Origin of the sequence: Dyella silvatica (genome assembly GCF_026283955.1) — a bacterium.
Taxonomy (GTDB): domain Bacteria; phylum Pseudomonadota; class Gammaproteobacteria; order Xanthomonadales; family Rhodanobacteraceae; genus Dyella_C; species Dyella_C silvatica.
In genome coordinates this window covers 1-13336 of sequence record NZ_JAPDPE010000138.1, presented here as the reverse complement: position 1 = coordinate 13336, position 13336 = coordinate 1, and the positions used below count along the sequence as shown (strand labels likewise).

Here is a 13336-nt window from a genome sequence, read left to right as displayed (position 1 = left end):
GCATTCAATACCGGCGAGCCGGAATTGCCGCCGGTGGTATCTAGATTGCTGAGAAAATTGACTGGCATGCTTTTCGTTGCAGGGTCGAGATATCGCCCGAAATCGCCTTTGCGTATCGCGGCAAGCAAAGGCTTGGGTGCATCGAACGGCGGCTTGCCGGTGTTCTTCTCAACGATACCGCCGACGCTGGTCAACGGCCCGTAAGTCACCGCATCGCGGACAAGCAGTGGCGTGACCTTGCCATAACTGACGCGCAGGGTTGAGTTGGCATCGGGATAAACGGCGCGATCATGGGCCTGACGGTAGGCAATCAACGCCTTCATATAGGCCGGGCGCAAGCGCAGTAAGTCGCCCTCTCGCTCTTTTCGCTGATCTTCCATCCGTAACAAGGCCGGTTGCAGCTTGCGGGCAGCGACCAGCAAGGCATCGTCCGAGGCATGCAAGGTTTCGGCGCTGGCCTTGAACAGACGCAGGCGCTCGGCCTCATCAGCCAACCGGGTGGCCGCATACAGATTATCCAACGCACGCGCCAGCTCCGCGGGTGTGCGCCCAAAGACCTCATCGAACTCGGCCATATGCTGTGCCGCCGGCAGTTGCTGATAACGGGTCAGCAACGCCGTCAGCAAGGTTTTTTCCACCGCAGGATCATAGCGGCGGCTAACCTGACGCAACTGACTTGCCAGCAACTCTTCGTCGCGCTGCTGATAACCCGTCTCGCGGTCGGCATCCGGTTTAGCGCGCTCGATGTCGAGACGCTCAATCGTCCATGCGGCGCGCATCAGCTGGCTTTGCGTGTGGATCAAGCCTAGCAATAGATCACGGTCACGCAGGTCTTTGCCGGCGGCGATAAGTTTGCCGGCCTGCGCAATATCCGCCTGCTCGTGTGCGCTATCCGGCTGCCTGGACAGCCACGCCAACATAGCGGTCTCGTCTTCACTCCGCGTGCTGACAGCGTCGCTGCGCTGCAAACCTTCCAACTCGCCACTGAAGCGCTTGATACTGTTTTTCAAGGACTGCAACTGTGCGGCATAGTGAATGCTGGCGTCGTGATGGTTCTCGCCCGCCGTCTCGATGACGCCCTGCAACTGTTTGAGCACGGTGACCGTCGTCGGCAAACGCCACTCGATCTGATCGGCGAATTCGGCCGCGCTGCGATGACGGTAAGTCACACCGGGATAGCCCGCCAACATCACGAAGTCGCCCTCCTTGACGCCTTCACTGGCCACCTGCAGATGGGCGGGCGGTCGATAAGGTTGGTTCTCTTTGGCATAACTGGCCGGCTTGCCATCGGGCCCGACATACGCGCGCAATACGGTGAAGTCGCCACTGTGCCGCGGCCAGACAAAGTTATCGACTTCATCGCCGTAATTGCCGATGGCACGCGGCGGCGCATAGACCAGACGCACATCGCGAAGCTCTAGCTGCTTCACCAGGTAGTAGTCACTGCCGTAAAACATATTGACCACGCTGCAGCGCATACCTGGCTCGCGTTCGCAAGCGGCAACCAGGTGTTTGCTTGCCACATCGACCGCATCGTAGAAGGCGCGACCGGTTTTGCCCTGCGTATCAGCCAGCACTTGCTCGGTCACCTTGTCGAAGCCGGTAGTGACACGCAGGCGGAAGTCAGGATTTGCCGGTAGCTCCTGCGAGCGATCCGCAGCGACATAACCGTTTTCGATCAAGTCGCGCTGGACGTTACTGTTGTACTGAATCACGCCGAAGGCGACATGATGATTGGTGAGCACCAAGCCCTCGTCACTGACAAAGGCCCCAGTGGCGCCGCCCACTTTCACCACCGCGCTCAACGGCGGCTTGGTCAGGTCAGCCAGGTCGACGGGGTTGCCCAGATAACCCATCGCACGTAGCGGCTTGCCGATGGCCGGCAATTGCGCGGGCATCCACATGCCTTCGTCGGCCTGCGCCGTGCTGGCGCACGCCATGGCCACGGCGGCCGACCATGCCGTCCAGAATGTCGGAGTTTTCAATCGCATCGAGCTGCCTTTATGGTGATCGCACAAACTTGCGACCATAGTTTGTTGCCGCGCTGACGGCAACGCTGCACTGCACGAAAGCGGTCCATGGGGATGCCGTCCTATAATTGCCCACTTGTTTCGGCCCCTCCCCCTTACCGCCCTATCTGCCCACACCGTGGGCCAACCTGGATTCCCACATGCAGCAGATGATGAAAGCCCTGGTCAAGCGCAATCCCGAGCAGGGTATTTGGATGGAACAAGTACCTGTGCCGCAGGTTGGCCCTAACGAAGTGCTGATCAAAATGGAAAAAACCGCGATTTGCGGCACCGACCTGCACATCTACAAGTGGGATGAGTGGAGTCAGCGCACGATCAAGCCCGGCCTCACCATCGGCCACGAATTCGTCGGCCGCATCGCTGAAATCGGCCCCGGCGTCACCGGCTATAAAATTGGCGACCGTGTTTCTGCTGAGGGCCACATCGTTTGCGGTCATTGCCGCAACTGCCGTGCCGGCCGCCAGCACCTGTGCCCGAACACAATAGGCATCGGCGTGAATCGCAACGGCGCAGTCGCCGAGTACATGACCATGCCGGCCTCGAATCTGTGGCCGATCCCCGACCAGATCCCTTCTGAGCTGGCCGCATTCTTCGATCCCTATGGCAATGCCGCGCACTGCGCGCTGGAGTTCGACCTGATCGGCGAAGACGTGCTGATTACCGGAGCAGGCCCCATCGGCATCATCGCCGCAGGCATCGCCAAGCATGTCGGCGCGCGCAATGTCGTGGTCACCGATGTCAACGATTACCGCTTGAAGCTTGCTGCCGACATGGGCGCTACGCGCGTGGTGAATGTCTCCAAGCAATCGCTGGCCGATACCGTCAAGGAACTGCATATCGAAGGCTTCGATGTCGGCCTGGAGATGAGCGGTAACCCACGCGCCTTCAACGACATGCTCGAATGCATGTATCACGGCGGCAAGATCGCCATGCTCGGCATCATGCCCCGTGGCGCGGGTATCGACTGGGACAAAGTGATTTTCAAAGGCCTCACCCTGCAAGGCATCTACGGCCGCCGCATGTACGAGACCTGGTACAAGATGACGCAGATGGTGTTGACCGGATTCCCGCTGCAAAAGGTCCTCACCCATCAGATCACCATCGACGACTTCCAGAAGGGCTTCGACCTGATGGACGCCGGCAGCTGTGGCAAGGTGGTTTGCTCCTGGTAAGCGCATTACGCGGGTGACGTCGGCATGACGTCACCCGTGAGCTGACAGCAAGCCTCTGCTCTGTGTCGAGCCGATATGACCAGGCTACCGCTCAGGCCGTTTCGTTCAATACCTGCTCTTTCGCCTGATCGCGGGCCGCGTCGTCCTGGCTATCGTCAGGGTAGTGATACCAATCGTGGTGCAGCGAGCGCTGCTTGCACGACAAGCAATGCGTCCATGTCCAGAAATGCCCGCAGCCGGGGCAGCAGCCGGCGGTCCAGAACGTATTCCATGAGGTGCCGCAACCTGAGCCCGGCTCGCCTGGGCCGCAGTACCAGCGGCTGTCGGCCTTGGGCTCCCACGCACATTGCGGGCAATGGATATGTGGCTGTTTTTCCATGAGGCGCCTTCCCTGGACGATGCACTGACAGAATTCTATAGCACGGCACCTAACGATTGACGCCTGCGCAAGAAAGCATCGCGGCTGCAGCAAGCGCTGCCCAGACTCACATGGTCCAAGCCTTGACCAAACGCATCCCAACTAACGATGCAAATTCGCCGGCAAACCGACAACATCTAAACGTCACCAGGGCTATGATCAGCACATCGCGATCTATGGGGCCTGGCCTGCATGACCACTCGAAAGCTCCCACGCATGCCTGACCCCGCTGCGCTGCGTCAGGGCACCATCGCCCTTTATCGCTCGCATCGTCTGCGCAAAACCCTGCTGATCTTGGCCGTGGTGCTGGTGATCTTCGGCCTGCTCGGCTTCTTTGCCGCGCCACCGATACTGAAGGGGCAGCTGGAAACCCGTGTTGGCGCCATGCTTGGACGACCCGTGACGCTGGGTGCGGTGCATCTGAACCCCTACACCCTCAAGCTGGATCTGGATCAGCTGCATATCGGCGAGCGCGATGGCAAATCGCCATTCGTGGATGTCGACCACGTCACCGTCAATGCGTCATGGGGCTCACTGTTTCGCCTCGCGCCGGTGCTCGATGAGCTGGCATTGCAACATCCGCAGCTGCATATCACGCGCAGCGCGCCGCAGCAGTTCAACTTCTCCGACCTGATTGAACGCTTCGCCGCCAAGCCAGGCGACCCACCATCCTCGCCCACCCGCTTTTCGATCTCCAATATCAGCGTACACAACGGTGATATCCGCTTTGACGATAGCGTGCTCAATGCAAGCCATCACGTTGAGCAGCTTGAGCTTGGCATCCCCTTCATCGCCAACCTGCCGAGCAAGACCGACGTCTTCGTCAAGCCATTGCTAGCCATGCGCGTGGACGGCAGCCCGATACATATCGAAGGCGAAACCAAGCCTTTTGCCAGCAGCCGTGAGTCGACCGTCAACTTCAAGCTCGATCGCCTGGATCTGCCGCGCTATCTCGCCTATGCGCCGGTGGCGTTGCCGATCGCGATCCCGAGCGGGCAACTGTCTGGCGCACTGCAATTGCGTTTCGTGGCCGCGGAACCGACCCCGCAACTACGCCTCGATGGTCAACTGATTGTCGACGATTTCAAACTGGCCAATCACGACAACACGCCACTGCTCGAATTGGGCCACGGCACGGCAGCGCTCAAGGATGTCGAGCCCTTGCTCTCGCGTTACCAGTTCACCGCCATCGCCCTTGATCGCGCCAGCTTGCACTACAGCCGCAGCGCGGGCGGCCATAGCAATTTCGATGCGTTGACCAGTCCGCCCTCTGCTGCTGCCCCGCCAGCGCCGAAGTCATCGTCCCCATCTACCGATGTGCGTATAGATGCGCTCACCTTGCAGGATGCGAGTTTCGAGTATGCCGACCTGAGCGGCAGCGCGCCGGCACGACTGCAGCTGGAGCGGATGCGCGGCAGCTTGCACGGCGTGTCGCTGGCAGGCCCGGCGGCAAGCATGGAACTCGCCGCCCAACTCGCTGGCGGCACGGTTAACACCACGGGCAAACTCGATCTGGCCGCCAGCCGCTATAGCGGCAAAGTGGATTTGAAGAACGTCGGTCTCGCCCCGCTGATGCCGATGGCGCCACCGTTGTTGAATGCCGATATCAGCGGTGGCAGCCTCGATGCCAGCGGTCAATTGCAAGCCGAATGGGGGCATGCGATCAACCTGCATATCGAGCCGGCGCAAGCCAGTTTGAATCATTTCGCGCTCAACCCACGTGGCAGTCATACCGCGCCGGTAGCCTGGGATGCGTTGAGCGCCGAGATCGCCATGTTCGATCTGGCCAGCAGCGAAGCGCGCCTGAATCGCCTGGCGCTGCGCGGCTCCACGATCAATCTGCAACGCTTGAAAAACGGCAGTATCGACCTGGCCAGCTTGATGGCAGCGCCAACCAAGTCGGCACCCGCGGCGCGCGCCAATCGTGCCGCCGGCAAGCCAGCAGCCAACAGCGGCTGGCATTGGAGCATCGCCAACCTGAGTGTTGAAGGCAGCACGCTGACGTTCAAGGACGCCACCGCCAGCAAGCCTGTTCCGTTGATCGTCAAGGCCAGAAAATTCAGTGTGGACGGGCTATCTGACGATATGCGCAAGCCGCTCAAGCTGGCACTGACCGGCAAGCTGGGCAATGGCGACTACGATGTCAGCGGCAGCGTCAAGCCGCAACCGTTGGATGCCGACCTGCGCCTGAAGACCCGCGGCATGGATATCGCTCCGATGGAGTCGATGATCAGCGTGCCGTTGAATGTACGGATCGGCAGCGCCCTGCTCAGCGTGGATGGCCGCTTGCGCTATAGCGATCGCGGCAGCGCGCCGGCGAATATCGATTATCGCGGCCAGGCCACGCTAGGCCGGGTCAAGGTGCAAGACAAACTCACCGGCGACGACTTTCTGCGCTGGCATTCGTTGACCGCAACCGGGATGGTGATCCGCCTCGGTCAGGGCGCGCCACATGCTGAAATCGGCGGCCTCGCGCTGAGCGACTTCTATGCGCGCGTCATCGTCAACCCCACCGGCCGTATCAATCTGCAAGACGTCGTGGCTAGCCCGGAAACCGCGCCAGTCTCTGTCACCCGCGAGCAAAGCGCACCACAGGCTGCGGCAGCCGCCGCGGCGAAAACGGCGGCCACCGCGGCTAAGCCTGTCGAGCCGGTCGGCCCCAAGCCGGAGATACAGATCGGCCAGATCAGTGTGGTCCGCGGCCAGTTGAACTACACCGATAACTTCATCAAACCGAATTACACCGCCAACATCACCGACCTGGGCGGCAAAGTGGGAGCGTTCGGCACGGCCGGTGGCGCGGCACCGGCCGAGTTGGTGCTGCAAGGCAAGCTCGATGGCAATTCACCGGTGGACATCGGCGGCACCGTCAATCCGTTGACCCCGGTGGCCTTCCTCGACATCAAAGCCAAGGCCGACGGCGTCGAGCTGACGCATTTGTCGCCGTATTCCGGCAAGTATGCGGGCTACCCCATCACCAGCGGCCAGCTCACGGTGGACGTGCACTACCAGCTGGATCAGCGCAAGCTCACCGCCGACAACCATATCTTCATCACCCAGCTGACCTTTGGCGATCGCATCGAAGGGCCCGGTGTCAGCCATCTGCCGGTGAAGCTGGCGGTGGCGCTGCTGAAAGACTCCGACGGCAATATCGATGTGAACGTGCCGGTGTCCGGCTCGCTGGATGACCCGCAATTCAGCATGGGCAGCCTGGTCTGGCATGCCATCGTCAACCTGCTGAGTCGTGCGGTGACTTCGCCGTTCCGCCTGCTCGCCTCGATCGGCGGCGGCAGTCATCCAGACCTGGGCTATGTGGAGTTCGCGCCGGGCTCGGCGGTGCTCGACGCCGGCGCGCAATCGCGTCTGGAACAACTACTAAAACTGCTGCAAAGCAAGCCCGCGCTGACCCTCGACATCATCGGCCGGATCGACCCCAGCGTCGACGAAAACGGCTTGCGCAAAGTGATGGTGGACGACTTGGTGCGCAAAGCCAAAGCCGACGACGACGGCAAGAAAGAAGACCCGGCCACACTGACCCTCACCCCGGACGAATCCGAGCATTACCTGGAACGCGTGTACAAGCACGCCGACTTCCCCAAGCCGAAAAACGTCATCGGCCTGACCAAGTCGCAACCGCCGGAAGAAATGCACCAGCTGCTGGAAACCAATATGCCGGTCAACGACGAGGCGCTGAAGCAGCTCGCCGAACGCCGCGCCCAGGCGGTACAAACCTGGCTGAAGGGCAAGCTCGACGACAAACGCGTCGCGATGCAGGCGCCCAAGCTGGATGCGAAAGGAATCGAGGACAAGGGCAAGACCACCCGGGTGGATTTCGGCCTGCACTGAGGATAAGCCGGTGAGGTGCGCATGGCAGGTGCCGCACCGCGCCCTGCCGCACCGCCGAAAGGCGCTCTTGGCCGCAGGATTCGCTGCTCAATGGTTCTGGCGGTTCACGGCAGCACCGGAAGGCCTCACAATGAGCGCTTTCCTCCAGGCCGGAATGCCCCCATGACCTACTCCGCCCAGGCGCGCTACGCCAGCGAACTCGAATCGATCCGCGAACAAGGGTTGTTCAAGGCCGAGCGCATCATTACCTCACCGCAGTCCGCCAAGATCCGCCTCGACAGCGGCAAGGAAGTACTGAACTTCTGTGCGAATAATTACCTGGGCCTGGCCGACAACGCCGAGGTGATCCAGGCCGCCAAGGATGCACTCGACAGTCACGGCTTCGGCATGGCCTCGGTGCGTTTTATCTGCGGCACGCAAGATCTGCACAAGCAGCTGGAAAAGAAAATCGCCGAGTTCTTCGGCACCGAAGACACCATCCTCTACGCGGCATGCTTCGACGCCAACGGCGGCCTGTTCGAGCCTTTGCTGGGTGAAGAAGACGCGGTCATTTCCGACGCCTTGAACCACGCCTCGATCATCGATGGTATTCGCTTGTGCAAAGCCAAGCGCTTTCGCTACGGCAATTGCGATATGGCTGATCTGGAGAAGCAACTTCAGGCTGCCGATGCCGCCGGCGCACGCACCAAGCTCATCACTTCGGATGGCGCCTTCTCGATGGATGGCTTTATCGCGCCGCTGGATCAAATCACCGCGATCGCACGCAAGTACAACGCTCTGGTGCATATCGACGAATGCCATTGCACCGGCTTTCTCGGCGAAAACGGCCGTGGCTCGGCCGAAGTACATGGCGTCATGGACAAAATCGATATCTTCACCGGCACCTTGGGTAAGGCGCTGGGTGGCGCACTAGGCGGCTTCACCACCGGCCGCAGCGAAGTCATCGAAATGCTGCGCCAGCGTTCGCGCCCTTATCTGTTTTCCAACTCCCTCCCTCCGCATGTCGTCGCGGCAGCCATCAAAGTATTCGACATGCTGGCCAGCGCTGGCGACCTGCGCGAGAAGGTGAAAGAAAATACCCGCTACTTCCGCGAGCAGATGAGCAAGGCAGGCTTCGACATCCGGCCCGGTGTCCATCCGATCGTGCCGGTCATGGTCTATGACGCCAAGAAAGCGCAAGCCATGGCCAGTGAGCTATTGGAAGAAGGTATTTATGTCACCGGCTTCTTCTACCCCGTCGTGCCACAAGGCCAGGCACGTATTCGCACGCAGATGAGCGCAGCGCATACCCGCGAACATCTCGATCAGGCGATAGCGGCGTTTACCAAGGTAGGACGCAAGCTGGGCGTCATTGCAGGCTGAGAGTTATAGCGGGGAACAGGGAAAGCTTGACGGCGACGCTGTCCCTGTTTTCCGTTTACCCGCATCACAGGTCACGCGCTTTCCTGGGAAAGCGCGATGACTTCATCAGCAGTGAGGTGGCGCCATTGACCCTTGGCCAGCTCGCCCAGCGCAAGCGAGCCCACCGCTACGCGAATCAACCGCAGCACGCTGATGCGGTGCGCCTCCAGCAAGCGGCGAATATGGCGATTGCGACCTTCGTCCAGGACGATTTCCAGCCACGCATTCTTCTCACCGCTGCGCAATAACGCGACGCGCTTCGCCAACAGTTGCTCACCCTGCTCGGTCACGCCCGCCGTCAGTCGCTCCAGCAGCGCCGCATCGGGAATACAATCGACTTGCACGTGGTAGGTCTTGTCTACGTGATGCTTCGGCTCGGTCAGCCGCGCCGCCCATACACTATCGTTACTCAACAGCAGCAGACCTTCGCTGGCCTTATCCAGCCGCCCTACCGGCCCCAACCAAGGCAAGCCGGCACGATCCAGCAGGTCGTACACGGTATCGCGACCACGCTCATCGGCGGCACTCACCACGATGCCGCGTGGCTTGTTAAGCATGAGGTAGACCCGTGTTGCCGCGGCAACTGGCTGGCCATCCAGGCAAATACGTTGACGCTCGGCATCCGCGGGCCGCTCGGGATCAAGCACGATGCGGCCGTCCACGCTCACCCGGCCATCGCGCACCGCCCGTTCTGCCTGACTGCGCGAACACACACCCAGCTTGCTCAGCACTCGCGCCAAGCCATGGCGAGGAGCGGCTTTCGCACGGGAGGAGTGAGCGGGACGACGAGCCATCATGATGCGCATAAGCCTAGCGAATGAGTCAGTGGCTGACTCTAAGGGATAAAAGAAAAGCCCGGCGTGAGCCGGGCTTCTCGGTACTGCATGAGCTGAAAACCCCCAGGCCGGGCCTGGGGATGCCCTACTCTTACTTCTGCACCTGCAGCTCCGTGCGGCGATTGCGCGCGCGGCCCTGTTCCGTCTTGTTGCTGTCGACCGGATCGTTCATGCCATGACCGACCGGGCCCTGCAGACGGCTGGCGTCCACACCGTGCGAGGTCAGGTAGTCGTACACGATCTTCGCGCGACGCTCGGACAGACCCTGGTTGTAAGCAGCCTTGCCCACGCCGTCGGTGTAACCGGCCACATTCACCTGCACGTTCGGGTAACGCTTCAGCGTATCCACGGCCTGATCCAGGATCGACAACGAATCGGCGCTCGGCTCAGCCAGCGTCTTCTCGATGTTCGTCTCACCCTTCTTCGGACGGTCGAACTTGAAGTTCACACCACGCAGATCGATCACCACCGCAATCGGGCAGCCATCCGGACCCACCACGGTGCCTTCCGGCGTGTTCGGGCACTTGTTGTCGCACAGGTTCACACCGTTGACGACAGTCTTCGAGCAATCCGGAGCAACCGGCGGCGGAGCGACCGGAGCAACCGGCGCAGCGGCCGGCTCGCCGAAGCGCGACACCAGGCTCAGGCCCAGGAACCAGTCGCCGTAACCGTCACGCGAATTGGCACTGTTCGTGGTGGTCTGGCTCTTGTCGTCCCAGTCGTAACGGTAGCCAGCCTCGACACGGATGTCGGTGCTGTCCGTGATCGTCTTGGACACGCCGGCGCCCAACTCAGCAGCTGGTGCCCAGCCCTTGTTGTTCGCGTTGCGGTGGTAGCTGCCCATCACGCCAGCCAGCAGGTACGGACGATACGAGTCCCACGCGCCGAAGTAGTAACGAGCGGCGACGCCGTAGTTGTTGTTCGCCCAGTTGCCGCTGTGGCTATGGCCCGGGCCATTCGGATTGTCACGATCGCGCTTGGTGCGGTCGATGAACAGGTCGATCGACACGTTCGGGGCAATGAAGCGACCCACGCCCAGGCCGTAATAGAACTGGCGGCTGTTGGTGTTGCGGTCGGTATCGTTGTAGTAGCCACCCACGGTCGGCGCGATGTACCAACGTCCGTCGTAGCTTGGCGTGCTCGTGGCATTCTGCGCATGAGCGGCACCTACGCCGCCCAGGGCCAGGGCAATCACAAAATATAAGCCCTTACGATTCATCAGGTGTCTCCTCGTTTATTGGTTTTCGCGTCCGTTCCACCCCAGACGGAAGTCGCGCGTCAGAACTCACGACACTATGGGAACTTATGCTGCTCCCTGCTTGGCGTCCTACAACAAGCGGGCGAAGTGTAGCAAAACCGTTAAGGAGTGCACACGCCTCGATCGTTGCCCGGTACAAGGCTGCAAATTCGCGAGTGAACTGATGTTCAGGCTGATTGCCACTGACCGACCCAAGCATCAGGCCACATCCTGCCATTGCTGCAACGCAAAAGAAAAGCCCGGCGTGAGCCGGGCTTCTCGGTACTACATGAGCTGGAAACCCCCAGGCCGGGCCTGGGGATGCCCTACTCTTACTTCTGCACCTGCAGCTCCGTGCGGCGATTGCGCGCGCGGCCCTGTTCCGTCTTGTTGCTGTCGACCGGATCGTTCATGCCATGACCGACCGGGCCCTGCAGACGGCTGGCGTCCACACCGTGCGAGGTCAGGTAGTCGTACACGATCTTCGCGCGACGCTCGGACAGACCCTGGTTGTAAGCAGCCTTGCCCACGCCGTCGGTGTAACCGGCCACATTCACCTGCACGTTCGGGTAACGCTTCAGCGTATCGACGGCCTGATCCAGGATCGACAACGAATCGGCGCTCGGCTCAGCCAGCGTCTTCTCGATGTTCGTCTCACCCTTCTTCGGACGGTCGAACTTGAAGTTCACACCACGCAGATCGATCACCACCGCAATCGGGCAGCCATCCGGACCCACCACGGTGCCTTCCGGCGTGTTCGGGCACTTGTTGTCGCACAGGTTCACACCGTTGACGACAGTCTTCGAGCAATCCGGAGCAACCGGCGGCGGGGCGACCGGAGCAACCGGCGCAGCAGCCGGCTCGCCGAAGCGCGACACCAGGCTCAGGCCCAGGAACCAGTCGCCGTAACCGTCACGCGAACGTGCGCTGTTGGTGGTGGTCTGGCTCTTGTCGTCCCAGTCGTAGCGGTAGCCAGCCTCGACACGGATGTCGGTGCTGTCCGTGATCGTCTTGGACACGCCGGCGCCCAACTCAGCAGCCGGTGCCCAGCCCTTGTTGTTCGCGTTGCGGTGGTAGCTGCCCATCACGCCAGCCAGCAGGTACGGACGATACGAGTCCCACGCGCCGAAGTAGTAACGAGCGGCGACGCCGTAGTTGTTGTTCGCCCAGTTGCCACCGTTGCTATGACCCGGGCCGTTCGGGTTGTCACGATCGCGCTTGGTGCGGTCGATGAACAGGTCGATCGACACGTTCGGAGCAATGAAGCGACCCACGCCCAGGCCGTAATAGAACTGGCGGCTGTTGGTGTTGCGGTCGGTATCGTTGTAGTAGCCACCCACGGTCGGCGCGATGTACCAGCGGCCGTCGTAGCTGGGAGTGGTGGCGGTCTGCGCATGAGCAGCGCCTGCGCCGCCCAAAGCCAGAGCAATCAGAAAATACAAGCCCTTACGATTCATTGGGTGTCTCCTCGTTTCGTTATTGATTATTCGTATTCGCTTCAAGGCAGAACGGCGCGGTATGAGACAGGGATATTCAGACTGCGCTTCGCTTATCTACTTGATAGCCCCAAAACGGGCGTGCTGCAGCTTAGCAAAAAATAAACAATTAAGCATTTACCGCACGCATCCGTTCAGTTTTGGCTCATCTCTAGGTTACAGCGCGAACAATGCCATGAACTGCTGAATGGGCATGGCATCGAGCTTGGCCGGGTCGTTGGTGGCCTCGAGAATCGCTTTTACCTTGTGTGACGGCATGTGGCCGCGCATCGCCGCTTCAAACTTCTTCAGCAGCACCGGAATGCCTTCGGCGCGGCGCTTGCGGTGGCCGATCGGGAAGTCGATCGAAACCTTGTCGGTGCTGCTGCCGTCCTTGAAGAACACCTGCACCGAGTTACCGATGAAGCGCTTGTCCGGGTCGAAATAGTCTTTGGTGAACTGCGGGTTCTCGCTGACCACCATCTTGTCGCGCAGCGCATCGATACGCGGGTCGGCAGCCACGTCATCGTTGTAATCATCGGCGGTGAGACGGCCGAAGATCAGCGGCACCGCCACCATGTACTGAATGCAATGATCGCGATCGGCGTAGTTGTCCAGCGGACCGGTCTTGTCGATGATGCGGCAGCCGGCTTCCTGGGTTTCGATAACCACCTTCTCGACCTGATCGAGCTTGCCGGCGACCTGGGCATGCAGCTTCATGGCGCACTCCACGGCGGTCTGCGCATGGAACTCTGCCGGGAAGCTGATCTTGAACAGCACGTTTTCCATCACATAGCTGCCGAACGGACGTTCGAATTCAAACGCCTTGCCCTTGAAGGCCACGTCGTAATAACCCCAGGTCTTGGCGGTCAGCGCCGACGGATAACCCACCACGCCACGGTAAACCGCATTGATCGCGTG

At 60.8% G+C, this 13336-nt stretch carries 9 protein-coding genes; 3 read left to right on the top strand and 6 right to left on the bottom strand.

Annotated features, from left to right (window positions below):
• The coding region (locus tag OUZ52_RS20045; protein WP_266160327.1) for a S46 family peptidase at window positions 1-1991 on the bottom strand (1991 nt) is incomplete at its 3' end.
• Window positions 1992-2182: 191 nt separating this feature from the next.
• Here OUZ52_RS20045 and tdh point away from each other — a divergent pair.
• On the top strand, window positions 2183-3202 hold the full coding sequence (gene tdh, locus OUZ52_RS20040; protein ID WP_266160328.1) for an L-threonine 3-dehydrogenase: 1020 nt from the start codon (window positions 2183-2185) through the stop codon (window positions 3200-3202).
• A gap of 91 nt (window positions 3203-3293) precedes the next feature.
• Here the strand turns inward: tdh and OUZ52_RS20035 are convergent, their stop codons facing one another.
• The gene (locus OUZ52_RS20035; RefSeq protein ID WP_266160326.1) at window positions 3294-3581 is read right to left on the bottom strand and encodes a hypothetical protein; all 288 of its coding nucleotides are present in this window, start codon (window positions 3579-3581) and stop codon (window positions 3294-3296) included.
• Between the two features lie 255 nt (window positions 3582-3836).
• On the opposite strand from OUZ52_RS20035, the gene OUZ52_RS20030 reads away from it, so the two are divergent.
• Window positions 3837-7466 carry a DUF748 domain-containing protein gene (locus OUZ52_RS20030; protein ID WP_266160324.1) on the top strand — a complete coding sequence of 1210 codons (3630 nt, stop codon included), beginning with the start codon at window positions 3837-3839 and terminating at the stop codon, window positions 7464-7466.
• A 162-nt stretch (window positions 7467-7628) separates the two neighbouring features.
• Window positions 7629-8828, top strand: coding sequence for a glycine C-acetyltransferase (gene kbl / locus OUZ52_RS20025; protein ID WP_266160322.1), 1200 nt, complete (start codon window positions 7629-7631; stop codon window positions 8826-8828).
• A gap of 71 nt (window positions 8829-8899) precedes the next feature.
• Here kbl and OUZ52_RS20020 read toward each other — a convergent pair whose 3' ends face one another.
• The 4 genes from OUZ52_RS20020 to OUZ52_RS20005 all read right to left on the bottom strand — a co-directional run.
• Window positions 8900-9664: a pseudouridine synthase gene (locus tag OUZ52_RS20020; protein WP_266160320.1), complete on the bottom strand. Its 765-nt coding sequence runs from the start codon at window positions 9662-9664 to the stop codon at window positions 8900-8902.
• 130 nt (window positions 9665-9794) lie between these two features.
• Window positions 9795-10922, bottom strand: coding sequence for an OmpA family protein (locus tag OUZ52_RS20015; RefSeq protein ID WP_266160319.1), 1128 nt, complete (start codon window positions 10920-10922; stop codon window positions 9795-9797).
• 350 nt (window positions 10923-11272) lie between these two features.
• Window positions 11273-12397: an OmpA family protein gene (locus tag OUZ52_RS20010; protein ID WP_266160318.1), complete on the bottom strand. Its 1125-nt coding sequence runs from the start codon at window positions 12395-12397 to the stop codon at window positions 11273-11275.
• 195 nt (window positions 12398-12592) lie between these two features.
• Window positions 12593-13336, bottom strand: a 744-nt coding sequence (locus OUZ52_RS20005) for an MmgE/PrpD family protein (protein WP_484489070.1), incomplete at its 5' end; no start/stop codon positions are given.